The following is a 24133-nucleotide window of genomic DNA, read 5'->3' as shown; positions in this document are numbered from 1 at the left end:
GCACTCGTAGCTCAGCTGGATAGAGTACTCGGCTACGAACCGAGCGGTCACAGGTTCGAATCCTGTCGAGTGCACCATTTAAGAGTTGTTTGCAGTAATGCAGGTGACTTTGTTGTAACCAGCGGTGATCTGGTTTATCAAGCGCTAATGCACTCGTAGCTCAGCTGGATAGAGTACTCGGCTACGAACCGAGCGGTCACAGGTTCGAATCCTGTCGAGTGCACCAAACACCAAAAAGCCCGTATCGTTTGATACGGGCTTTTTGCTTTCTAGCGTTTGCCTTTTACGCAGTCATGCTCGTCGAATGTGACCTGGCTACTGCGGCCTTTCTTCTCGTGATACACGTATCGCGTCTCGCCATTCCTGCTCACTACCTTGTCGGGCCTGCCCAGTAAGCTTTCTACGTCCTTGCGCGTCATGCCGGGTGGCGTCTGCTGATTGATGATCGCCCGTCGACGTTGCTCGGGGCTCAGGCGGTTGCCGCATCCGTCGTCACGCTGACCGACTATTACCAATTCTTCTGATTGAGCAGCTTTTGATTGAGCGGCTTGTGCTGATCTTCTACCGGATCTGTCCTGCTGTTCAGCGCCGGGAAGCAACGGCGTAACCGAGCCGGGCGGCGCGTTGTAAGCGTCTTGCCACTGTACGTCCTCTCCGCTTGGGCAGCCCTGGGTGGTGAAGGTGATGTTGCCGGTAGCGTCTTCGCAGCGCAGAACGCTCGATGCTTGCAGCAAGGTTGAAGAGCAGAGCAGGGCGAGGCCTAGAAGGCGGGCGTGCGTTTGGTTCATCTGGGGTCTTCCGTGACGGATGTCGCAAAAGACTAGTGAAGATCATTTGGTGCGGGCAGGTGTTTTCTTGGCGGGATGTGTCGTCGAAGGTCTATTGCCGCGCAGATTATGAAGTTTGTGTTGCAAGCGCTTGTTCTGGCCAGAATTTTGTAGCGTGCTATGTGGCCAAGCGGTGTATGATTGCGCCCGTCAGCCCCGCCGGGGCTTGTGGAAAACCTCCATGGACTTACCCAGTAGTTACTCAACAGTTTCTTTAAGCAATCATGCATTAACTGATTGATCTCCCGGCGTGCTCCGCTGCTGGGAGTGGAGTTCGCCTATGTCCGAAATCGAAGTAAAAAAAACGCAGGATAGTTTGCAGGATCGTCTGGCTCAGGTTATCGAGCTCCTGCAGCGCCAGCGTATTGTTGAAGACCTGACTCATCGTCAGGAAGGTCAGAATCAAGACCGTGTAGAAAATCTGGTTCACCGGCAGAACCTGGTCGAGCTGCAACGCAAGCTCGAAGACCTTCACTCTGCCGACGTCGCCTACATCCTGGAAGCATTGCCTCTCGAAGATCGTCTGACGGTCTGGCAGTTGGTCAAGGCGGACCGCGATGGCGACATTCTCCTCGAAGTATCCGATTCCGTTCGGGAAACGCTGATCGCCGACATGGACGATCACGAGCTTCTGGCTGCCGCCAAGGAAATGGACGCCGACGAACTGGCCGACATTGCTCCCGAGCTGCCTCGCGATGTTGTCCATGAGCTGATGGAGGCTCTGGACACTCAACAACGTGAGCGTGTGCGTTCTGCGCTGTCGTACGATGAAGAGCAAGTCGGCGCGCTGATGGACTTCGAGATGGTCACGATCCGTGAGGATGTGAGCCTTGAAGTCGTTCTGCGCTATCTGCGTCGTCTGAAAGAGTTGCCGGGACACACCGATAAGTTATTCGTAGTCGATTACGACGGGGTGCTCAAGGGCGTGCTGCCCATCAAGCGCCTTCTGGTCAATGACCCTGAGAAGCAGGTGTCGGAGGTCATGGCCAATGATCCGGTGAGTTTTCACCCGGATGGTGATGCCTACGAGGCCGCTCAGGCGTTCGAGCGTTACGACCTTATCTCCTCGCCGGTGGTGGACAAGAACGGCAAGCTGATCGGCCGTCTGACCATCGACGAAATGGTTGACCTCATTCGTGAAGAGAGCGAAACCGAAGTCCTCAACATGGCAGGTTTGCGTGAAGAGGAAGACATCTTTGCCTCCGTCTGGCGCTCACTGCATAACCGTTGGGCGTGGCTGGCAATCAACCTGATCACTGCATTCCTGGCTTCGCGTGTGATTGGCTTGTTCGAAGGCTCTATCGAGAAGCTGGTCGCGCTGGCAGCCTTGATGCCGATTGTGGCCGGGATTGGCGGTAACTCGGGCAATCAGACCATTACGATGATTGTGCGAGCCATGGCGCTCGACCAGGTCAATACCGGCAACACCAAGCGCCTGCTGCGCAAAGAGCTGGCGGTGGGGCTTATCAACGGTGTCGTGTGGGGTGGGGTGATTGGGGTCGTGGCGTATCTGCTCTATGGCAGCTGGTCGCTGGGTGTCGTGATGACAGCGGCCATGACACTCAATCTGCTGCTGGCAGCTCTGATGGGGGTCACGATCCCTATGGCGCTGTCCAAGCTCGGCCGGGACCCGGCGATGGGGGCGAGCGTCATGATCACAGCAGTCACCGACAGTGGCGGCTTCTTCATCTTCCTGGGGTTGGCCACCATCTTCCTGCTTTAGTTGTTTTAGCTGCATAAAAAAACCGCCTTTTAAGGCGGTTTTTTTATGGTTCGCGGATATGTCTTACAAGGTGGTACTACAAATAACTAAACAATAAAAATCCGCGAATAAAAAAAGCCAGCAATTACGCTGGCTTGAAAAACTTGATCTTGCGATCAGTCTTCGTTGTCTGCAGCCAGCTCAGTGTCGTGTGCAATCAGTGACACCAGTGCGTTCTGCTGACGGTGGGACAATTGACGAAAGCGTTGCAGCAATTCACGTTCATGCAGGGACAGCTCAGGACTGTCGAGGCGCAGGCTAGGTTCGTCGCCCAGTGCACCTTCCTGAATCAAGCTTTGTTCGAGGCGAGCAATGATTTCTGAGTTCATGCTGCGATGGTGGTTTTTAGCTACCTCTTGCACACGATTACGCATGCCGTCTGGTAGACGTACGACGAACTTGTCAGCCGTGCGGCTGGAATAAGTAGCCTGTTTCATAGGGCTCATATATTTAACCGGTTAGTTCAGGGGGAGCGGTTCTTGCAAGTCGCCGCATGGATGTCAATCTGTGACAGCCCTTTTGGCGAAATGTTCAACCGTGTTCTCAAGAGGCCAGCATCATGCCCCAATCTGCCATATCCTTGGCGTCAATTCTGTGACAAATATTGACTCAGATAAAGGCGATTAGCCAGCACCAATTATCAGAATTGCGAGCGAATTAGCAAAGCCCTAAAGCATCCGCTCATCTGTAAGGTGCGAATTCGTACCTTTTACGAGCCCATGACTGCCGTGATGGCTATTTGTCAGCTTAGAAGGTTGCCAGTGGAATACGAATGCTGGCCGACAGACGTGACGGGTAGCCCGCCAGTCCCGCGCTTGACGCTTCGCTGGATCGCAAATGATGGATCCGCAGAGGAGGGGGTTGCAGTTAACGAAGTACCGGGTCGAATTTGAAACGGCGACCGAGGATCAGAGCGACAACAAACAGAACCGAAAACACACCAGCAGCGATCTTTGCAGCACTACTCAGCCCTTCAGCCGTTGCAGGCAACTGAAAGTCAACAGCTACAGCCAGCAAGGCAAGGAGGATGAACGACACAGCGGACTTGGACATGGCGGTTCTCTTTTCGATTATTCGTTGCATCACGGAGGCGTGGAAGACTTCAGAAAACCCAGCGAGGCTCAGTTCTCAGATTTGCTGAGCCAGAGGCTTGAGAGTCGCCGTCATTGGCAAGCGTCACAGCTTGAGGCTTGTTGCTGCGATCAGTCATGACAGCCAGCTGCGGTGCCTGGCGCAGAAGGTGGTGCGGCTGAGTCTGCAGCGCGGTTTGCTCTGCTTTACCATCGTCCTGAAAATGAAAAGCCACCAGTGCAACCAGCGCTGCAGCGTTCAACACTGAAAGGGTGATGTTCATTTTCATTTACCTCCGATGGAACTTTCTTAAGGAAGGGTCTCTACCGTCAGTAATAGTGCAGTCTGCATGCCAACTTTGATTGCTAATAAAACCCTTATAAATCAATGGCTTGAAATGTCTGCAGGAGGGTGTTTGCATGCGTTTTGCAATGATGGCCATATGGGCCGTTGCAAAATGCATGACCGTGCAGATTTCGGGCAAATTAAACGGATATGGACCACAGCCGTGTAAGACAAAGACGACATGACAAAATGGTCATGTGTCGTTAACATGCACGCCGTCCTCGCTGGCACCGTTCTGTGTGCTGGCCACTGCGTCTCAGTAGCTCAATTGGATAGAGCATCCCCCTCCTAAGGGGAAGGTTGGCAGTTCGAACCTGCCCTGGGACACCATCTGACTCAACGCTGCTTGCTGTCTCCTGGTCTCCTTTTTCTTCTGAAAACCGGCGTCTATCGGGCTAGCACTATTTCCTGGTGCTAAGAAGTGATTTCTCCCTGCGACTGGTACCACTCCGCGTACGGTGTGTTGACGACCTTGTGCCTGTTGAAGTCCGGTGCACCGTCCGTCCACCACACCGGCCCACGTTCCCCCAAGGCTACTTTCGCCGCGTGAACGGCTGATCTCGCCGCCGTCATCTCATGAGGATCACCCGACGCCTTTGCTGCCTTGACGGAGCGGCGTGCGGCCATCAGGTCTTTCACCAGGCGCTGGCGCTCATCCTCATCCAGTGCGGGATTGGAGCAGCGCCACAGTTGCCCTTTGACAATGAAATAACGGCCATCCGGGGTTACGGGGTTCAGGTTGAAAGCTCCTGTTATCAATATGCGATTGGAATCATTCGGTAGAAGGTCGCCCACAGGCAGGGCGGCGCAATGTCGCGCAGCAAACATATGATCTGTAGGAGCGCGCTTGCCCGCGATTCGATCTGTTAGTCGATAAATCTATCGGCTGCGTTGACGCTATCGCGGGCAAGCGCGCCCCTACAGGCGTGTTTGCCGCGTGAATAAAGCAACTTTGCATGCGACCCGATACCGGTCACTCAGGTTCCTGTACGGCATTGCACCGTTGGAGAGGAGGCGAGCAGGGTGCGCCCGTCCTTGGGCGCTGCTCATTCAGTAGTGCTTAAAACCCGATCGTGGCCGAAACCAGATAAGTCCGTGGCGTAGAAAGCGTCAGACCTGGCTCGCTGTCATCCGATGCACCTGCCGAACTCCAGAAGCGTTTATCCATGACGTTTTCGATGTTGGCGCGCAGCGTCACGTCCTTGTCGTCAACCTTGAACGCATAGCGTGCGCCTACGTCGAACCGCTCCCATGAGTCGATTTCCTTGGTGTTGGCTTGGTTCAGGTACTGAGAGCTGGAGTAAATGCCGCGGCCGGTCAGGGTCAGGCCTTTAACATTCGGCACGTCCCACTCGGCCCCCAGGTTGACGTTGTACTCAGGTGTGGCGGGGGCGCGTTTGCCGTCGAAAGTGCCGTTGACGGTGTTGGTCAATTCGCTGTCGATGTACATCACGCCGCCGAGCAGGCGGACGCCTTTAAGTGGCTCGCCGAACATGGTGAGTTCGACGCCGGTGTTTTCACGCTTGCCGTTAAGCCCAAAGACCCGCGTTGTGGCGTTGGTCTCGTAAGCCGGTTGTTTGATTCTGAATACGCTGGCTGTGAAGGCGAATGTCCCCAGGTCGTATTTGGTACCCACTTCCACCTGACGGCTGATGAAAGGCGGAAAAATCTCGTCCTCGTTGATAGAGGTAGAAGGAGCGATCTTGCCCTGGCTCAGGCCTTCCATGTAGTTGGCGTATACCGATAGCTGATCGGTCACTTTGTAGAGGATGCCGCCCGAAGGTGAGATCTTCTCTTCATCGTAAGCCGTGTCACCTTTGACGTTATCGGTCCAGTCATCAACCTTGACCCGCTGCCAGCGTGCACCCAATGTCAGCAGCAAGCGGTCGTCGAAGAAGCCAAGTGTGTCGGACAACGCGAGCCCGCTGTAGCGGTTCTCCGTGTAGACCTTTGCATCTTGCCGGGTGGGGTTGTCGGGTGTCGGCGTGTCTACTGGATCGAACAGGTTGCTCGGGGATGCGGCGTACCGCGCGCCGCCATTTTCGAAGTCCATGTAGAAGTAACTGGCGGCCAGATTGACTTCATGGCTCACAGGACCGGTCTGGAACCAGTTGCGAACGCCCGCAGTGGCCGTCCGGACATTTTCATCACGGGTGAAGTCACGGGGCTGGACGCTGAAATCGCCCGCATCATTGGTGATTGAAACTGCATGACGGAGAAAATCGTGGTTACTTTTACGCGCGCCCACGCCGCCGTACACCATGACCGAATCGCTTACGTCATACTCGGCGTTCACAGCACCAAAGGTATCTCGGGTGCGCGCCTGGCTCCAGGCTTGCGCGTAGTTGCGACGCACGTCATTGGCGTTGGGTACTTGCGCGTTGGCACCGATCTGTACGCGTTCCTGGGGGGCATCGGTGTCACGTTCGGTGTGCCCGATGTCCGTTGAAAGACGCAGGCGTTCGCCACGGAAATCCAGACCCAGCACCGCCATCTCGCGGTCGACGCTCTGGTGGTCCCATTCGGTGTCGCCTGATTGCTTGACGCCGTTGAAGCGGATGCCGAACTTGCCTTCGTCACCAAACCGGCGGCCGACGTCGATGGCGGTTCCCAGCTGGTTATTGGAGGCGTAGCTGCCGGTGAGCTCGGTGATGGGCTTGTCAGTCGCGCGCTTGGGCACCACGTTGATGCCGCCACCGACGCTGCCTCGCGGTGATATGCCGTTGACCAGTTGACTCGGGCCTTTGAGGATGTCCACCCGGTCAGCCATTTCCATGTCGATCGTATAGGTCGGCAAAATGCCGTACAGACCGTTATAGGAAACGTCGCTGTTGAACAGGCTCAGGCCGCGGATGGTGAACTGTTCGTAGCGCCCGCCTGCGGGGTTGGTCGCACGTACCGAAGGATCGCTGGCGACCAGGTCGCCCAGGGTTCTGGCCTGCTGATCCTTGACCGTCTTGCTGGTGTAGGTGGTCATGCTGAACGGCGTGTCCATGAAATCCCGCGAGCCGAGCAGGCCCTGGGATCCGCGGCGAGCTACCTGGCCTCCGGCGTAAGCCTGACCGTCTGTCGAGCCTGTTGCACCGAGAATCGAGGTAGGTGCCAGTTGCAGGCTACTGCTGCCTTCCGGTGCCGGGATCAGGGTATAGGCATGATCCGCCACAGACACCAGTTGCAGGCCGGAACCTTGCAGCAGGCGTGAGAAGCCTTCTTCCACCGCAAAATCGCCAGACAGTCCGGCGCTGTTACGACCACTTACCAGGGCTGGGTCCACCGACAGATTGACGCCAGCCTGACCGGCAAAGCGGGTCAGCGCCGCGCCCAGACTGCCTGCGGGCACCTCGTAAGTGCGACGGTCTGCACCCTCGGCCCAACTGGACGAAATGAAGAGTGGACTGGAACTCAAAGTCAGCAAAAGACTGAAATGCAGCAAGGGGCGCAAACGAAAAGGCGACGCTGGGGACATGGAGGTAGGCTCTCATATTTGTTCACTTACCTGTGATGACCGGTGAGGCGAAAAAAGGGGACAGGGGATACGCAATTTTTTTCGAATCCCTTGTTTTCGACGCTCAAGTCGCTCATTAAACGGTCGTCCTGTAGGCGCGCACGAGCAACGCGAGGCCGCGATTGCGGTGTGTCAGACAGAACGCCATCGCGGCCTCGCGTTGCCCGTGCGCTCCTACAGAAACTTATTTTGTGAGTTTTCTGTTTTGCAGCTTGATTTCTGACTCCCACAGAGCGCCTATCAAAACACAGTCACCGGCCATTATTCAGGCTCTAGAAAACTGGCAGGGTGCCGATAAACGTCATATCGGCGATGGCCCGTTTGATTTCACGCGGTGGTGATGTACGTGAACCGGGCAGGGCCGCAAGGTGCCGTTCAGAGCTCTGGAGCAGGGCTTTGATGTAGAATGTGCGTGATGGCGTAATGCTATTGAGCGGTGATTGCACGCCAAAAATGGGCAGCGAAGCTGGACCCGTCTATATGTTTGCCTTTGGGCTCATCTTCTTTCTTCCCTGACAGGATCCCTGATGCTGGCGTACAACCAAAAAAGTTTTCTGATCGTCGACGACTTCTCCGACTTCCGCAGCTCGGTGCGCTCTATGCTGCGTGAATTGGGGGTGAGGGATGTCGACACCGCCGACACCGGAGAGCAGGCGCTGAAGATGTGCTCGCAGAAGCGCTACGATTTTGTTCTGCATGACTTCAATCTCGGTGACGGCAAGAAAAACGGCCAGCATGTGCTCGAAGACCTGATGGTCGACCGGTTGTTGAGCCACGAAAGCGTATTTGTCATGGTCACGGCAGAAAACAGCCAGGCCATGGTAATGAGTGCGCTTGAATGGGAACCGGATGCTTATCTGACCAAGCCTTTCAACCGGGCAGGACTGGCGCAGCGTCTTGAAAAACTGGTGCAGCGCAAGGGCATGCTCAAGCCGATCCTGCAGGCGCTGGATCGCGGCAAGCCTGCGGAAGTGCTGGCCGCATGCGTGGCCCTGACCAAGCAGGACCCGCGATATGCACCGCTTTGTCTGCGGTACAAGGCGGACGCGCTGCGCGACCTCAAACAATTTGAACCTCTTGAAGCATTCCTCAAGTCGATTCTGGCTGATCGCCCGGCCCCTTGGGCGTACGCAGCACTGGGCAATCTATTGCTCAAGCGCAACAAGCACGCAGATGCCCAAGCCGTTTTTGATGCGGCTATAAAAGCGTTTCCCGGTATGCCAACCCTTTACGATGGCTTGGCCGAGGCGCTGGTTGCCCGTGGTGATGTGGTGCGGGCCCAGAAAGTGCTGGAAGACGCTGTCAAGATTTCTCCACTGGCAGTGCGCCGACAAACATTGCTCGGTAAGCTGGCGCTGGACAACAACGATTTTGACGGTGCTTCCAAGGCCTTTCGCCAGGCGGTCAACCAAGGCCAGTTTTCGCGTTTCAAGAACCCGGAAACCAATCTCGGCTTCGCTCAGGCATTGATCAGTCGCGGTGGTGAACAAGGCCTGGATGCGCGTGCTCGTGTTGAGATCAATCAGACGCTGAGTGAGGTCGCCAAGGAAAACGGTGCCGACCAGGGGCTTCAGGTGCGCACGCGGCTGATGAAGGCTGCCAGCGTCAAGCATTCCGATCCTGAGATGGCTGCCAAGCTGACTGCGGATGCGATGGGTCGCTTGCAGAACATGGACCAGTTCCTGAGTGCTGATGCCGCGTTGGCCGTTGCTTCGCAATTGCAGAGTCTTGGGCATGAAGAGGCGGGGGCGGGCGTGTTGAAAAGCTGCGCCGAGATTTACGGTGATGACCCGCAGGTGATGCAAAGCATCGCCAAACAGACGGATGACCCCACGATCCTCGGTGCCAACAAAGCTGCCATCGAGCTCAACGTTCAGGGCGTGCGCACCTACAAGGCCGGTAATCTCAACGATGCGCAGGATTTTTTCCGTCGCGCTCTGGCACTGCAAGCCAAGAACATCAGTATCGCCTTGAATCTGGCGCAGGCATTGCTCCATTCCATGGCGACAGCACCTGACGCAGCGAAACTGGAAGAGTGTCGCGCCTGCCTGAGAATGGTGGGCAAGATGCCGGAGAGTGACCCGCGTTTCGAGCGTTATCAAAAACTGCAGAGCAAGGCATTTGGAGCATGAGCGAAAACGAAACGAGTATGGATTTTTCCATGGTCATTGCGTCGACGGTACATGATATGAAGAACTCCCTGTCGACACTGGGTCAGTCTCACAACCGATGGCTGGCGAAGTTGACCGACGAGCAGCGAGACACCCCGGAACATGGAGTGATCGAGTACGAGTTTGCCCGGCTCAACGGCATGCTCGTGCAGCTACTCGGCCTCTACAAGCTGGACGTCAATCAGCTGCCCCTGCGCCCTGATTACCATGAGATGGACGACTTCATCGAAGGGCAACTGGCTCATCATCAAGAGGTGTTGAACAGTCGCGGTATCGTGGCGACCTGCGAAGTCGATGCGCTCATCCCGCTGGGTTTCTTCGACCGCGAATTAATCGGCACGGTAGTCGGTAACGTCACCATCAATGCCATTCGTTATGCTCGCAAGACTATTGCCATCAGCGTCAGCGAAGAAGGCGGACAGCTCTGCATCGCGATCAATGACGATGGCGCAGGCTTTTCCGCAAGCATGCTTGAGAAGCAGGCTGATTACGCACTGGGTATCAACCAGGCCAGCGGCAGCACCGGCCTCGGACTTTACTTCGCCGCTCGCATTGCTGAGCAGCATCAGCGTAATGGAGTGCATGGGCGGATTGAGCTGGCTAATGGCGGTGCCCTAGGGGGCGGGCTGTTTCGGATCTATTTGCCTTAGTCATCGTTTACTGAGCTCTTCAAAACAATCCGGACACCCCGGCGCACTCATCAGCCCACCTTGAACGGTGGGTTTTTTTCAGCTGTTCGGGTCGCTCCTGCTGCTGATCAGCCTCTGATACTTGAAAGTCTCCACACGTGGTGCGTATTTTGTACGTCCAGCTACGGAGCGCTCCGTAAGAAAAAGGAAGGATTCGAGTCATGACCAGCGATGGCCACAACACGCTCGCACAGCGATTGAAGGGCATTGATGAAGTTGAATGCATCACCCCTGATCTAAATGGAATACCCCGCGGCAAAGTGATGACTGCCGAAGGCTTTCTTGAAGGTCGGCGTTTGCAGATGGCCCGGGGTGTTCTGTTGCAATGCATCATGGGCGGGTATCCGCCTTCGCGTTTTTACGGCAGCGATGACGGTGATGTGGCAATGATCCCCGATGCGCAGCAGATCCATCGCTTGCCGTGGAGTGCCGAGCCTCGCGCGCTGGCGATCTGTGATACCGAAGAGCTGGGCGGTGGAGCCTGTAATCTGTCTACCCGAAGCTTGCTCAAGGCAGTGATCGCTCGTTATGCCGAGCGTGGACTGGCACCGGTGGTTGCTACCGAGCTGGAGTTTTTTGTCTTTGCGCCAAATCCCGATCCGGCCAGGCCTTTTCAGCCGCCAGCCGGAATCGATGGCCGTCGCGAGGAAGGGTACTCAGCGTTCAGTGTCAGTTCCAACAATGGTCTGCGGCCGTTCTTCAGCGAAGTCTATAAATGCATGGCTGCACTGGGTCTGCCCCGTGACACCTTCATGCATGAAATGGGTGTCAGCCAGTTCGAGATCAATCTGCTTCACGGCGATCCGCTGCTGCTCGCCGATCAGACGCTGCTGTTCAAGCACTTGCTAAAGGAAGTGGCGCTCAAGCATGGTTTGATCGTGGTGTGCATGGCAAAACCGCTGGCGCATACGGCGGGCAGTTCGATGCATATTCATCAAAGTGTGGTTGATTCGGTCACTGGCGCGAATGTGTTCAGCGACGAGCAGGGCGAGCCAACGGCACTGTTCCGGCAGTTCATTGCCGGTCAGCAAGCTTGCATGGCTGACTTCACGGCGCTGCTTGCTCCAAACGTGAATTCGTACCAGCGTTTGTATCATCCATTTGCTTCGCCGAATAACGCCTGTTGGTCCCATGACAATCGGTCGGCGGGATTACGTATTCCGGCCAGTGGACCGGCAGCCAGACGTGTTGAAAACCGCTTGCCGGGCGCAGACGCCAACCCCTATCTGGCGATAGCGGCAAGCCTGGCAGCAGGGCTTCATGGTATCGATCAGCAACTGGAGCCGACGGCCCCGACCCAGGGCGATATTCATGTGCCGGATGAATTGTCATTGCCATGTACCTTGCATGCCGCTCTGGAGCGTCTGAAACGCAGTCAGTTGGCCAAGGAACTGTTTGGCGTTGAGTTCATCGAAGGCTACATCGCATCGAAGACCCTGGAACTGACCAGCTTTTTTGATGAAATCACCCCCTGGGAACGGCGCATTCTGGCTGCCCAGGCTTAAGAATCGTGTTTCAGGAGCCGTCCATTTCGGCGGCTCCTAATTTTTGGAAAGTCGATGCGCCAAATCTGGAAGTCCTTTCAGGGTCTGTATTTTGCCTCCCTGATGATGTTGACCGGCTCCGGTCTTCTGAGTACGTACCTTGCCTTGCGATTGTCCGCTGACCAGGTCGATGGCCTGTGGATCGGTGCGCTGATGGCCGCCAACTACGTGGGGCTGGTGCTGGGTGGCAAGGTCGGGCATCGCCTGATCGGTCGTGTCGGGCATATTCGTGCCTATGCCACCTGTGCGGGTATTGTCGGGGCAGCGGTATTGGGCCTTGGCCTGATTGACTGGCTGCCAGCCTGGCTATTCCTGCGGATGATCGTGGGCCTGGGCATGATGTGCCAATACATGGTGATCGAGAGCTGGCTGAATGAGCAGGCAGCTCCCAAGCAGCGTGGCATGGTCTTCAGTGGCTACATGATCGCGTCCTACCTGGGTTTGGTGCTGGGTCAGATGATTCTGGTGGTCCACCCCGGATTGGGGCCAGAGCTGTTGATGTTGGTGGCGATGTGTTTTGCCTTGTGTCTGGTCCCTGTGGCGATGACCCGCAGCATTCACCCGGCACCCCTGCATCCCGCGCCTTTGGAACCCCGCTTCTTTATCAGTCGGGTTCCGCAGTCGCTGACAACCGTATTGGGTGCGGGACTTATCGTCGGTGCTTTCTATGGTCTGGCGCCTCTGTATGCAGCGCAACAGGGCCTGTCGACCGAGCATGTCGGTATGTTCATGGCTTGCTGTATTCTGGCCGGCCTGCTGGTTCAGTGGCCACTGGGGCTTCTTTCTGACCGTTATGATCGTGCTCAACTGATGCGGGCTTTTGCCGGCGTCCTGACGGTCGTGGCGTTGCCTTTGGCAATCCTGCCCAGCATGCCGCTGGAGGTGTTGTTTGTCGTCGGCTTCATTGTGTCGTTGATTCAATTCAGCCTTTACCCGCTGGCCGTCGCGTTCGCCAACGACCACGTGGAAGGTGAGCGCCGGGTGTCGCTGACGGCAATGTTGCTGATGACTTTCGGCATTGGCGCCAGTATTGGTCCGCTGGCGGCGGGTGCGCTGATGAAGGCGCTAGGCAGCAATATGCTTTATGCCTTCGTCTGCCTGACTTCACTGGCGCTGGTGTTCCTGATCCGACCTAAAGCCGTGACTCACCTGCATCAGGTGGACGATGCGCCACTGCACCACGTCGCGATGCCGGACAGCATGTCCAGTTCGCCACTGGTGGTTGCGCTTGACCCGCGGGTTGATGAGCAGGTAGTTCAGGACCAGATGCAGACCACGGTTGAACCGGTGGTTGAACCGGAGCCTGAGGTTGAGGCGCCGGTTGAGGCCAGGGCTGAAGGGGAGGCCGATGGGGTTGTGCAGGATGAGGAGATCAATCGGCCTTAGCCTGGATTGGGTAGGGCGGACTGGATTGTATCTTTAGGAGCTCACGAGCAACGCGAGGCCGCAATGGCGGTATACCCGACCCGCCGCCATCGCGGCCTCGCGTTGCTCGTGCGCTCCTACAGTGGCAAGTCAGAGGCGGGTCTCGATCAGCAGAAATCGTATGAACAAAAAAGGCGATTACGCTCACCGCGCAATCGCCTTTTTTAATAGCCAAAGACAGCTGTCAGAAGTCATCGTCCTTGTCGAAGCGACGCGCTTCACGCTGCAGTTGGTACACAAAACGTTCAACCTGACGCTGCACAAGGCCGCTCATGTTATGGAAGCGAATCCCGGCGAAGGTAGTGTTTACCCTTTCTTCGAAGTGCAGATAACGCAATTCAACCGGGGCGGTCATGGTGCCGAACGGCAATTGAGCAACGAAACGCTCATACACCTGGCCCAGCTGCATGCGTTCTGAAACGTCGCCCTCAAAGCGAAGCTTGCACCCCGTCGCCGAGATATCCAGCAACTTGCCGCTTAAAGGGAATTTGAGTCGGTCGCCGCCCATCTCGATGCTGACCAGTTGGGCCAGTTTCAGTGCTGCACGGAACGCGTTACGACGCTGGTGATAGATAACTTCTGTTGGCAACGGGCCGCGGTAGAAACGCTCGCCGTTAACTTCATGAATGGTCATCTGGTTGTTGCTTTCCCAGGCGATTCGCACGCCGTCATGAAAGCCTTCGACCCGGTAAGCTTCACCGTTGGCGAGGAATTTTTCGCCGTCACGGGGGATCATTTCATCGAGGGCAATGACATCGCTTTCGCGGTCGACCTCGATCAAATAACTTTGAAAACGTTGTGTGCGCTCATGAAAAGTGATGATCAGAGGATCATGACTTTCAAGTAGCAGCCGCAAATTGGCGGCAATTTCCAAAGGCGTATTCAGTACCTTTGGGGGCTGCGGAGCATCGTCCGCGCTTGAGCCATTCACTTTTTTCCATCTCCAGGCAAAATACGACAGCAATGCAATGGCGGGCATCTTGCCAGCATGCAAAGCGCCTTGATACAGAAAACTACGCTTGGCTTAACGGCCGTGGTTTTGCACGGCCCGATGTCGACCCACGATTGTCATACAGCGTGGGCATGTCACCGGTCAGTATCCGCAATTGATGAGCAGTCGAGGCCTGCTGCATCACGATAGAACTGCCGTTCTGTGTATTGACGAGCTGGCACTGAGTAATCAGTTCACTCAGATCGTCGCCTGCCTTGATCAACTGTTCGCCCAGCGACGAGCTGGCAGCAAGCGCAATCAGGCCCTTGCGGTCCGGACTCAGTCCTAACCCACTAAGGATCTGGCTGCGTTTGCGGCCATGCTGTTCGAGCAATACCACCAGCGCCTGCTTTTTAGCCAGAACGTGCTCCATCTCGGCCATGTCGCGACCGATCAGAGCAAGGGATTCTGCCTGCAGTATTTCCAGCAGTTGCTGGGCCGGGACCATATCTTCGGTCATCAGTTGAAGCAAATTAGTATCTTGCATCGCATGCTCTGGTTTTTAAGCGTCCAGAAGATACCGCGCGAGCATTGGGCTAGCGCGAAGCTTCGAAATTAAGCAGCTTGCTGGCTACACGGTTGTTGTCCACTTTATAGCTGCCGTCTGCGATTGCTTGTTTCAACTCCGCCACGCGGGCGCTGTTGACCGTCGGCAGTTCGCCCAGCTTGTCAGTGATCTTTTGCAACTGTTGAGACTCACTGCTCAGTTTTACGGATTCGCCGGTGCTGGCGGTTTTTTCCAGTGCGCCGGTTTTAACCGCTGCTTCTGTCTTGCCTGTTTCTTTAACGCTGTTGGTACGTGTCGTGCCGCTAACCGCGTTGCCGCTGTTCAGTCTGTTGAAGTCAATGACCATGATAAAAACCTCTGGGTAATTGGACGCTTGCCATGGTTTCGACCAAATGCAAAAAAACTTTAGCCTGCTAAGTGAAATCCATTTGCGTTTTGCGCAGCCAATGGACCTCAAACCGCAGAAGTTGTTTCGCAGTCTAGGAAAAACAAGCGTTTCACGCCAGTGTTCTATCGCGTCGCATAGCTGATCACATAGGGGCCTCCACCTGTCCAGGCCCGGTAATGTTGGCCTTTATGATGCGCTTTGAGTTTAGATTCTTGACCCGTATCTGTTCGTTGAACGTCCCGTCAGACAACGCTTCGCCCGGCATCCGCACGGAGATGGAGCCGCTGCGAGCGGTGATCACCACCTGATCACCCTTTTTAACCATCTGGGGCTGTTCCAGAAAGTTGGGCGCAATTATTTGATCAATGACCATTGGTCGGAGGATTTTCTGTCCTAGTGCCTGATCTTCAGCAGACAGAAACCCCTGACCCAGCAAACCGATGTCGCGCTCGCGCATGGCGATGTCCTGCTCGGTAATCACCGCGTCACGTTTTAGCGGGCGAACGGCGGTCACCACATTCCGGAACAACCGCACCTGGGCGGGCACAAACACCGTCCACGGTGACGAGCCCTCGCAGCGCACCCGGGTAGTCACGCGGCCAACGGGACGCGGACTTTCAAGGCTTGCTGTCAATTCCTTGTCGCAAAAAGGCATGCGCAGACGCGGGTCCAATTGACGCACTTCAATTTCGTAGCGCCCTTCGATCTGGGCAGTCGCCAAATAGTCTTCAACTGTGAATTCAAGAAACCCCTGAGTGACGCCGATAAGTTGTTCAGGCAATGTGAAACTGTCTGCCCGGCTGGTACTCACCAAGGCAGAAAGGCACAGCAAAGCCAGCGAACAGAGCAAGATGCGGTTCTTGAAGATGGCGTGTCGGGAAATTGTCGTTTTTGCATTCATGACGTATGAAAAGCAAGGCCCGTGCCGCTTACCTGACCAGGTGCTGTGGCGATGGTTACTTTGATAGGGGAGTCGCAGCATGGCCGGTGTAATGGATTCAGTGAACCAGCGAACACAGCTGGTTGGGCAGAATCGCCTTGAGCTCTTGTTGTTCCGTCTCAATGGCAAACAGCTTTATGGGATCAACGTCTTCAAGGTGAAGGAGGTGCTGCAATGCCCCAAGCTCACTGTGATGCCCAAATCCAGTCGGATTGTGCGCGGCGTTGCCAACATTCGTGGCGGGACGATCCCGATTCTCGATCTCGCCATGGCAACCGGTTTGCCAGGGCAGATGTCGATTGATAACGCGTTCGTGATCATCACTGAGTACAACACCAAGGTTCAGGGTTTTCTGGTGGACTCGGTCGAGCGCATCGTGAACATGAACTGGGAAGAGATCCATCCGCCACCCAAGGGAACGGGTCGCGATCACTACCTGACGGCAGTGACGCGGGTCGATAACCAGTTGGTGGAAATCATCGACGTCGAGAAGATTCTTGCGGAAGTGGCACCGATGTCGGAAGCCGTGTCTGTCGGTGTGATCGACGAGGAAACCCATCACAAAGCCATTTCTCTGCGAGTGCTGACGGTCGATGACTCTTCAGTGGCGCGCAAACAGGTCAGCCGCTGTCTACAGACTGTTGGCGTTGAAGTGGTAGCGCTTAACGACGGTCGTCAGGCACTGGATTACCTCAAGCAGATGGTCGCTGAAGGCAAGAAGCCTGAAGAAGAATTCCTGATGATGATTTCCGACATCGAGATGCCGGAAATGGACGGCTACACGCTTACCTCCGAGATTCGTAATGACCCTCGGATGCAAAAATTGCACATCGTTTTGCATACTTCTCTGTCAGGTGTGTTCAATCAGGCTATGGTGAAGAAAGTTGGCGCGGATGACTTCCTTGCCAAATTCCGGCCTGATGACCTCGCAGCACGCGTTGTGGACAGAATCAAGGCAGCAGACATCAGCTAGGAACGTCGTTCCTGGTGGTTTTACATGATTTGAGAGGCGGCATTTTGGCTACGGGTAATTTGGATTTCGAGCAGTTCCGGGTATTTTTGGAAAAAGCCTGTGGCATCCTTTTGGGTGAGAACAAGCAGTACCTGGTTTCCAGTCGCCTCAACAAGTTGATGGAACAGCAAGGCATCAAAACCCTTGGGGAGCTGATTCAGCGTATTCAGTCACAGCCACGCAGCGGTTTGCGCGAGCAGGTAGTGGATGCGATGACGACTAACGAGACCCTGTGGTTTCGCGACACCTATCCGTTCGAGGTGATGAAGAACAAGGTGTTGCCCGAAGCGATCAAGGCTGCTCCTGGTCAGCGCCTGCGCATCTGGTCGGCAGCCTGCTCTTCGGGTCAGGAACCGTACTCGCTGTCGATGACCATCGACGAGTTTGAGCGCAGCAATTCCGGGCAGTTGAAGAACGGTGCGCAGATTGTTGCCACTGACTTGTCGGGGTTGATGCTCACCAACTGCAAGTCGGGTGAGTACGACAGCCTGGCAATCGGTCGGGGTTTGTCTCCGGATCGCCTGCAGCGTTACTTCGACGTCAAGTCGCCGGGGCGCTGGGTGGTCAAGGCTCCGATCAAGAGCCGGGTCGAGTTTCGTGCCTTTAACCTGCTGGACAGCTATGCGAGCCTGGGCAAGTTCGACATCGTCTTTTGCCGCAACGTGCTGATCTACTTCTCGGCCGAGGTGAAGAAAGACATCCTGCTGCGTATTCACGGCACGCTCAAGCCGGGCGGCTATCTGTTCCTCGGTGCGTCCGAGGCGCTGAATGGTCTGCCGGATCATTACCAGATGGTGCAATGCAGCCCGGGGATTATTTACCAGGCGAAGTAAGCTTTAGTGCTGTTCAGGAAAGAGACCTTCGGGTCTCTTTTTTGTTTTGGTAGTGGCGATTGATTGATGTCAGGTCTGTTGAGTCGGTGGTGTTCTTATCGCGGGCAAGCCTCGCTCCCACAGGCAGAACGCAATCTCATGTGGGAGCGAGGCTTGCCCGCGATAAAAACACCATGGAACTCAGCACCTTTGACTCCACCCTGGCAACTTTACGGCACTTACCTTGCCGCTTATGCCGCTCTCAGCGGAAATGACTTGCCGCTTTTCTGTCATCCCTCCTGCCGCTCAGCCCTGCAGCCCTTTGAAACAGGGCTTTTCCTAAACTGGCACGCTGATTGCTATGTCTCTATCAAGAAAATCTGGTCAACCGGTAAAGGTTTCCCGAAATGAGCATTAGCTTCGATAAAGCGCTAGGCATTCACGAAAAGGCACTCAGCTTCCGCGCTCAGCGTGCCGAAGTCCTGGCTAACAACATCACCAACGCCGATACACCGAACTACAAGGCGCGTGATCTGGACTTCTCTTCTGTACTGGCCGCCGAAAGCGACAAAGTCAGCAACGGCAAGTTTGCGATGAATATGACTAATAACCGTCATATCGAAGCTGAAGGCATGGGCAACACCGACGGCACACTGATGTACCGCACACCGTCGGCACCGTCGCTGGATCAGAACACCGTCGATGCTCAAGTGGAAGGCGCCAACTACGCGGAAAACTCCGTCGGTTTCCAGGCCAGCTTCACCTTGCTCAACAGTAAATTCAAAGGGCTGGTTGCAGCCCTTCGCGGAGAATAATTCATGTCTCTAGCCAACGTCTTCAACATTGCCGGTAGCGGCATGAGTGCTCAGACCACTCGGTTGAACACCACCGCCAGTAACATCGCCAACGCCGAGACTGTGTCTTCGAGCATGGACCAGACTTATCGCGCCCGTCACCCGGTGTTCGCGACCGTTTTCCAGCAAAGCCAGCAGGGCGGCGGTTCGCTGTTCCAGGATCAGGGTGAGGCCGGTCAGGGCGTACAGGTCAACGGCATCATTGAAGATGCTTCCAACCTCGAAGCGCGCTACGAGCCGAATCATCCGTCTGCCGATGGCAATGGGTACGTGTACTACCCGAACGTGAACGTCGTTGAAGAAATGGCCGACATGATTTCTGCCAGTCGTTCGTTCCAGACCAACGCGGAAATCATGAACACCGCCAAATCCATGATGCAAAAAGTCCTGACCCTCGGTCAGTGATAAGGGGCGTGTAAATGGCCGTTGAAAACGATGTATCTGCGAAATTCATAAGTTCGCTGCAAAACCCTACTGCAACCAAGACCAGTTCCAACGACGCGTTGGGCAAGGATGCGTTTTTGCAGTTGCTGGTTACACAGATGAAGAACCAGAACCCGCTTGAGCCGCAGGACAACGGCGAGTTCGTTGCCCAGTTGGCGCAGTTCAGCAGCCTGGAAAGCATGCAGAACCTGACGACCACGGTAGATGGCATTGCTGGCCTCTATCAGTCTTCTCAAGCTCTGCAGGCATCTTCTCTGGTAGGCCGTTCAGTGGTTGTCAATGCAGGTGCAACCACGGTTGATACCGCGAAAGGCATGACGGGGTCTGTAGTTGTGCCTGCATCCAGCTCGACGACCAACGTCAAGATTTATGACGCGCAGATGAATCTGGTCAAAACAGTGGACATGGGTAGCCAATCTGCGGGTACTTCAAGTTTCAGTTGGGACGGCACTAATGAAGCGGGTGAAAAAGTCGCTTCCGGCAATTACAGCTTTGTGGCTTCAGGTTCTCTGGACGGTACTGCAACAGGCCTCGCCACTTACTTGCCGGCCACGGTCAACAGTGTGACCACCGGGGTCAATGGTGGGGAAATGATGCTTAACCTGGCGGGCGGTCAAAGTATCGCGCTGTCCAAAGTACAAACTATCGGAATTTAGAGCCGACTCGACGGCGAAGGAGTGTTACATGTCATTCAATACCGGTCTTAGTGGGCTCTACGCAGCAAATAAAAGTCTGGACGTAGCAGGCAACAACATTGCCAACGTTGCAACCAACGGGTTCAAATCTTCCCGTGTGGAGTTTGCTGATCAGTACGCGCAATCCATTCGCGGTACTTCCGGCAACACCAACGTTGGCAGTGGCGTAAGAACCGCTGCAGTGTCCCAGCAGTTTACTCAGGGCACCTTGACCACCGGTACCGCCAACAGCCTCGACCTGGCGATCAACGGTAATGGTTTCTTCATGATCAGCAACAACGGCGAGAAGCTGTACACTCGCGCCGGTGCTTTTCATACCGATAAGGAAGGTTACGTCGTCAACAGTTCCGGCATGAACCTGCAGGGCTATAACGTTGATGCCAACGGTAACGTGGTAACGGGCGTCTCCCAAAACCTGCGGGTAGACTCTTCGAACCAGGCGCCAAATCCGACAGCGAAGATTTCGCTCGCATCGAACATGAACTCTACCGCGACGGTGCCTGCTGTCACTCCGTTCGATCCGAGCAATACGGCTTCTTACAATTTCCCTATCAGCACTGCGATCTATGACTCACAGGGTAATCAGCACACCCTGGATCAGTACTTCGCCAAGTCAGGTACTAACACCTGGACGATGTACTCGTTGATTGATGGCCGTAGCATCAGCGACCCTACCAACGCTGATCTGGCGACCGCTACCACTCCGGATCAGACAGTGTTGAGCTTTGACTCTGCCGGGGCATTGATCACTGATCCGTTGCCGACTTCAAGTGCGAACGTCGTGGTTAATACCGACGGCACGTTCCAGATATCCAATTGGAACCCGGCTTACAACGCCGGCACTGCAACGGTTCCAAACTGGGTTGATAACGGTGCGGCTGCTGCTGTAGGCGGCATCCAGCTGGACATGCTGTCGACTACACAAACGGCTTCTGTGTCGGGCGCTATCACCAAGTCTCAGGATGGTTATGCGACCGGTCAGATCAGTTCCATGAGCGTTGACGCTACCGGTAACCTGTTTGCCAGTTATACCAACGGTCAATCCAAGGTGATTGGTCAGGTTTCGCTGACCAACTTCGCCAACGTGCAGGGTCTGTCTCCAGCCGGTGGTACCAACTGGCGTGAAACCTTCGCCTCAGGCGTTCCGGTTACCGGTGCTCCTCAGTCGGGTACGCTGGGCGATATTTCCGGTCAGGCGCTGGAAGATTCCAACGTGGACCTGACGTTGGAGCTGGTTAACCTGATCAAGGCGCAAAGTAACTATCAGGCGAACGCGAAGACGATCTCCACGCAAAGCACTATCATGCAGACCACTATCCAGATGACGTGATAAACGTCGCTGTATACGCTGCTTGAAGAGCCCCTTTTCGAAGGGGCTTTTTTATGGCGTTAAATAATAAACGGCGTCCTACATTGAATATTAATTTCCAGATCGGTCACTCAACGACTATGGAAATTTCCTACTCGCGATGATGTGAGAATTAAAACTCCTCAATAAAAGCCGTTGACGGTAAAAAGGGAGTTTTAATGTCGTTTAATATTGCTATTGGTGGAATAAAGGCCGCTAACAAACGGCTTGAAGTGGCGGGCAATAATATTGCCAACGCCGGAACGGTTGGCTTCAAATCCTCGCGTGCGCAATTTTCCGCGTTGTATTCGTCTTCACACCTGGGAAGTGGGCAGAACGCTGCCGGTGATGGTGATGGTGTGCGTTTATCGGAGGTGCGGCAGAACTTCAACCAGGGTGACACCATGACCACTTCGGGCCGTCCTCTCGATATGCGGATCCAGGGCAATGGTTTCTTTGTGGTCAGTGAGCGCGGTTCGCTGGCTTATACGCGTGCCGGAGCATTCCTCAAGAATGCCGACAATTTCATCGTCGACAGCGAAGGCGCGCGTTTGCAGGGATACGCGGCCAACGAGAGAGGCGAGATCATGACGGGAGTACGCAGTGATCTGAAAATTAATGCTTCCAATATTGAGCCCAAGGCAACCTCGAAAATTGCCGAAACAGTCAATCTGGATACGTCGCTGCCGTCCCTTGCGCAGTTGCCTGCCTTTGATCCGGCCAACCCTGCGACTTACACGCGGATGACCAGCCGGACCATTCAGGACGCAGGCGTCGCGCCAGCCCCGCCTGTAGACCACGAGCTCAAGCAGTACTTCGTCAAGACCGATGAGAATCAATGGTCGATGTATGTATTGGTGGATGGCCGTAATCCTGTCGATCCTGGCAGCACGGCTCCGCAGCATGTCACGCTGGAGAAAGCGGCAAACGGAACGCTGCAATACTCTGGCAATACACAGCATATCCGGAAGGTCTCGGACACCGAGTTTTCGCTGCATGGCTGGCGTCCCGCCAAAGAAGTGAACGGTAATTGGGTTTTCAATGGTGCTGCAAATGGCGGGGCGGTGTCTTTGTCCCTGAACGATGGCGCGGCAAGTGCCCTCGACGACAGCGATGCTGTGATGGTCCGGCCTGTGCCGGTCTTCGATCCCACCAATCTGAAGACTTACAGCAGGGTATTTGCCAACGCGATCTTTGACGGTCAGGGCAATCAGCACGAGCTGAAGAAATACTTCGTCAAGGACGGGACCAATAGTTGGCGGATGCACGTGCTGATCAATGACCGGAATCCTCAATCGCCCGAGTCCACGGAGCCTATGACCGCCAACGTTGTTTTCAATCGGGACGGCTCATTGAAGTCGCTGGTCGGTATGCCGGGAATGACCGGCAACGGCGCAGATAGCCTGCAGCTCGAGGGCTGGGTGCCGGCCATTGTTCAAGATCGCGGGACCAGTCGTGAGCGCTGGGTATCCAATGGTGCGGCGGGCAGCGATGGCGGTATTGCCATCGATTTGACGGGGTTGCGCCAGCACAACGGTGCTTCGAATCGCTCGGCACAGCAGGTGGATGGACATCCTTCGGGGAAATTAAGCGGTTTGACGATGGGCCGCGATGGCGTGCTGCGGGCGGGTTTTACCAACGGTCTGACCCGTGATGTCGGTCAGGTGATGCTTGCCAGTTTCGCTAATCTTCAGGGGTTACAGCCGCAGAGTGACACGCGCTGGGGTGAGACACGTGCCTCGGGGCCTGCCAATTTTGATGAACCGGGTGTCGGGACGCTGGGAGTCATCATTGGTCAGTCGCTGGAGGGTTCCAACGTGACGCTGGCAGATGAGTTGATTGAGTTGATTCAGGCGCAGACGGCCTATCAGGCGAACTCTAAAGCGATTTCAACCGAGGTGACGTTGATGCAGACGTTGATTCAGTCGACCTGATCAGATTGAGCAGTCGGACTTGATAAAGGAGCCATTCAGTCGCTTCCAGCCCTCGCCGGGGCTGGTTTGCGCGCAGACGATGCGGTCGGCACCTTGCCACCGGTAATAGCGGGCGTTTTTCGCTTGTACGGTGATGCTTGCCAATGCAATGGATGCGGCAAGGATCAAGGTAAAGCCTGCATGAGCTTTCATGTCGGTTGGCTGGTGCTCTCGGGATAAGTGCTGGGTGTAAGACTATCACTGCATCGGCGTCATGCTGTGATTCTTGTGTAATATCCATTATTTGGGTAACGGCTTATATTGGTTGCGCTTTTACAGCGCGTCACTTTTGATGGAGCGCAAAAGTAACCAAAACGCTCTTGCCCCACCACTAGGTGCCTCGCTGTCGCTCGGCATACCCGGAATCCGACATTGCTGCGTGGGGTCGCCGCCACCGGCCATCCATGGCCTGAGGCGGCTAAACCGGCATCCCTGCCGGTTCACCCCACGCAGCAATATCGCATTCCGGCCGTCGTGGTTTAACGGGGCGCCCAAAATCAAGAGCGCGGCGGCCTGACAGCCGACCTGATGGGTGAACTTACCGATGTTCTGTAGGAGCTGCCGAAGGCTGCGAAGCGGTGTGTCAGAAGATGTATTCGTTGGCTGTGCTGACGTCTCGCGAACAAGTTCGCTCCTACCCGGGACCGCCCCCCGCTGTTTCGCTGTGCTTTTGCTCTGCTTTTGATCTGCTTTTGATTTTGATCTTAAGCGCCCCGTTAAACCACGCTGGCCGAACGCAGATTCTGAAGCGTGGGCAACCCGGCAAGGATGCCGGGTTAGCCGCACCGGGCCATGGATGGCCCATTGCGGCGGCCCACGGTTCAGGATC

Annotated in this window: 23 protein-coding genes and 3 tRNA genes; 15 read left to right on the top strand and 11 right to left on the bottom strand. The window is 55.5% G+C overall.

Annotated features, from left to right (window positions below; translation table 11 throughout):
• Window positions 1-77: transfer RNA gene (locus RX972_RS13845), tRNA-Arg, on the top strand.
• A gap of 72 nt (window positions 78-149) precedes the next feature.
• Window positions 150-226 (top strand) — tRNA-Arg (locus RX972_RS13840).
• Between the two features lie 43 nt (window positions 227-269).
• Here the strand turns inward: RX972_RS13840 and bamE are convergent.
• Complete coding sequence (bamE, locus tag RX972_RS13835) at window positions 270-788, bottom strand: outer membrane protein assembly factor BamE (protein ID WP_316876072.1); 519 nt, start codon at window positions 786-788, stop codon at window positions 270-272.
• Window positions 789-1107: 319 nt separating this feature from the next.
• Here bamE and mgtE point away from each other — a divergent pair, with 319 nt between their 5' ends.
• Entirely contained in the window at window positions 1108-2550 is a 1443-nt protein-coding gene (mgtE, locus tag RX972_RS13830) for a magnesium transporter (RefSeq protein WP_027900087.1), read from the top strand.
• A gap of 155 nt (window positions 2551-2705) precedes the next feature.
• On the opposite strand, the gene RX972_RS13825 is transcribed toward mgtE, so the two are convergent.
• From RX972_RS13825 to RX972_RS13815, 3 genes are all read right to left on the bottom strand, one after another.
• Window positions 2706-3035 carry an Arc family DNA-binding protein gene (locus tag RX972_RS13825; protein WP_027900088.1) on the bottom strand — a complete coding sequence of 110 codons (330 nt, stop codon included), beginning with the start codon at window positions 3033-3035 and terminating at the stop codon, window positions 2706-2708.
• Window positions 3036-3456: 421 nt separating this feature from the next.
• The gene (locus RX972_RS13820; RefSeq protein ID WP_027900089.1) at window positions 3457-3642 is read right to left on the bottom strand and encodes a PA3371 family protein; all 186 of its coding nucleotides are present in this window, start codon (window positions 3640-3642) and stop codon (window positions 3457-3459) included.
• Between the two features lie 49 nt (window positions 3643-3691).
• Entirely contained in the window at window positions 3692-3943 is a 252-nt protein-coding gene (locus RX972_RS13815) for a hypothetical protein (RefSeq protein ID WP_099267518.1), read from the bottom strand.
• A gap of 315 nt (window positions 3944-4258) precedes the next feature.
• Here RX972_RS13815 and RX972_RS13810 point away from each other — a divergent pair.
• A tRNA-Arg gene (locus tag RX972_RS13810) sits at window positions 4259-4335 on the top strand.
• An 84-nt stretch (window positions 4336-4419) separates the two neighbouring features.
• On the opposite strand, the gene RX972_RS13805 is transcribed toward RX972_RS13810, so the two are convergent.
• Both RX972_RS13805 and RX972_RS13800 read right to left on the bottom strand, forming a co-directional pair.
• On the bottom strand, window positions 4420-4743 hold the full coding sequence (locus RX972_RS13805) for a hypothetical protein (protein ID WP_316876090.1): 324 nt from the start codon (window positions 4741-4743) through the stop codon (window positions 4420-4422).
• Window positions 4744-5065: 322 nt separating this feature from the next.
• A complete protein-coding gene (locus RX972_RS13800; RefSeq protein ID WP_027900092.1) occupies window positions 5066-7471 on the bottom strand; it encodes a TonB-dependent siderophore receptor in 2406 nt (801 codons plus the stop codon).
• A gap of 566 nt (window positions 7472-8037) precedes the next feature.
• Here RX972_RS13800 and RX972_RS13795 point away from each other — a divergent pair.
• The 4 genes from RX972_RS13795 (at window position 8038) to RX972_RS13780 (ending at window position 13300) form a co-directional block, all read left to right on the top strand.
• Window positions 8038-9642: a response regulator gene (locus RX972_RS13795; protein ID WP_316876061.1), complete on the top strand. Its 1605-nt coding sequence runs from the start codon at window positions 8038-8040 to the stop codon at window positions 9640-9642.
• The gene (locus RX972_RS13790; RefSeq protein WP_122805623.1) at window positions 9639-10331 is read left to right on the top strand and encodes a sensor histidine kinase; all 693 of its coding nucleotides are present in this window, start codon (window positions 9639-9641) and stop codon (window positions 10329-10331) included. The genes RX972_RS13795 and RX972_RS13790 overlap by 4 nt, the downstream gene beginning before the upstream one ends.
• 302 nt (window positions 10332-10633) lie before the next feature.
• Window positions 10634-11875, top strand: a complete 1242-nt coding sequence (locus tag RX972_RS13785) for a glutamine synthetase family protein (protein ID WP_176560556.1) — start codon at window positions 10634-10636, stop codon at window positions 11873-11875.
• A 54-nt stretch (window positions 11876-11929) separates the two neighbouring features.
• Window positions 11930-13300 (top strand): MFS transporter, encoded by a 1371-nt coding sequence (locus tag RX972_RS13780; protein WP_122396603.1) that lies wholly within the window; start codon window positions 11930-11932, stop codon window positions 13298-13300.
• A 223-nt stretch (window positions 13301-13523) separates the two neighbouring features.
• Here RX972_RS13780 and RX972_RS13775 read toward each other — a convergent pair whose 3' ends face one another.
• The 4 genes from RX972_RS13775 to flgA form a co-directional block, all read right to left on the bottom strand.
• Window positions 13524-14270: a flagellar brake protein gene (locus tag RX972_RS13775; RefSeq protein ID WP_099267516.1), complete on the bottom strand. Its 747-nt coding sequence runs from the start codon at window positions 14268-14270 to the stop codon at window positions 13524-13526.
• A gap of 82 nt (window positions 14271-14352) precedes the next feature.
• Window positions 14353-14817, bottom strand: coding sequence for a flagellar protein FlgN (locus RX972_RS13770; protein ID WP_316876056.1), 465 nt, complete (start codon window positions 14815-14817; stop codon window positions 14353-14355).
• Between the two features lie 49 nt (window positions 14818-14866).
• Window positions 14867-15184 carry a flagellar biosynthesis anti-sigma factor FlgM gene (gene flgM, locus RX972_RS13765; RefSeq protein WP_316876055.1) on the bottom strand — a complete coding sequence of 106 codons (318 nt, stop codon included), beginning with the start codon at window positions 15182-15184 and terminating at the stop codon, window positions 14867-14869.
• A 184-nt stretch (window positions 15185-15368) separates the two neighbouring features.
• Window positions 15369-16127, bottom strand: coding sequence for a flagellar basal body P-ring formation chaperone FlgA (flgA, locus tag RX972_RS13760; protein WP_316876088.1), 759 nt, complete (start codon window positions 16125-16127; stop codon window positions 15369-15371).
• 79 nt (window positions 16128-16206) lie between these two features.
• Between flgA and RX972_RS13755 the strand changes: the two genes are divergently transcribed.
• From RX972_RS13755 to RX972_RS13725, 7 genes are all read left to right on the top strand, one after another.
• Entirely contained in the window at window positions 16207-17139 is a 933-nt protein-coding gene (locus tag RX972_RS13755) for a chemotaxis protein CheV (RefSeq protein ID WP_027902539.1), read from the top strand.
• A gap of 44 nt (window positions 17140-17183) precedes the next feature.
• Complete coding sequence (gene cheR / locus RX972_RS13750; protein WP_027902538.1) at window positions 17184-18011, top strand: protein-glutamate O-methyltransferase CheR; 828 nt, start codon at window positions 17184-17186, stop codon at window positions 18009-18011.
• Window positions 18012-18397: 386 nt separating this feature from the next.
• Window positions 18398-18805: a flagellar basal body rod protein FlgB gene (flgB, locus tag RX972_RS13745; RefSeq protein ID WP_099267377.1), complete on the top strand. Its 408-nt coding sequence runs from the start codon at window positions 18398-18400 to the stop codon at window positions 18803-18805.
• 3 nt (window positions 18806-18808) lie between these two features.
• On the top strand, window positions 18809-19249 hold the full coding sequence (flgC, locus tag RX972_RS13740; RefSeq protein ID WP_027898659.1) for a flagellar basal body rod protein FlgC: 441 nt from the start codon (window positions 18809-18811) through the stop codon (window positions 19247-19249).
• A gap of 14 nt (window positions 19250-19263) precedes the next feature.
• The gene (locus RX972_RS13735) at window positions 19264-19944 is read left to right on the top strand and encodes a flagellar hook assembly protein FlgD (RefSeq protein WP_027898660.1); all 681 of its coding nucleotides are present in this window, start codon (window positions 19264-19266) and stop codon (window positions 19942-19944) included.
• 28 nt (window positions 19945-19972) lie between these two features.
• Window positions 19973-21313: a flagellar hook protein FlgE gene (gene flgE, locus RX972_RS13730; protein WP_027898661.1), complete on the top strand. Its 1341-nt coding sequence runs from the start codon at window positions 19973-19975 to the stop codon at window positions 21311-21313.
• Between the two features lie 197 nt (window positions 21314-21510).
• Window positions 21511-23265, top strand: coding sequence for a flagellar hook-basal body complex protein (locus tag RX972_RS13725; protein ID WP_316876050.1), 1755 nt, complete (start codon window positions 21511-21513; stop codon window positions 23263-23265).
• Here the strand turns inward: RX972_RS13725 and RX972_RS13720 are convergent, their stop codons facing one another.
• On the bottom strand, window positions 23266-23457 hold the full coding sequence (locus RX972_RS13720) for a hypothetical protein (RefSeq protein WP_263267899.1): 192 nt from the start codon (window positions 23455-23457) through the stop codon (window positions 23266-23268). It lies immediately after the preceding gene.
• Window positions 23458-24133 lie beyond the last annotated feature (676 nt).

The organism is Pseudomonas syringae group sp. J309-1 (assembly GCF_032582135.1).
Lineage (GTDB): Bacteria > Pseudomonadota > Gammaproteobacteria > Pseudomonadales > Pseudomonadaceae > Aquipseudomonas > Aquipseudomonas quasicaspiana.
The sequence above is the reverse complement of the archived record's forward strand: the minus strand, read 5'-3'. Positions and strand labels throughout refer to the sequence as shown.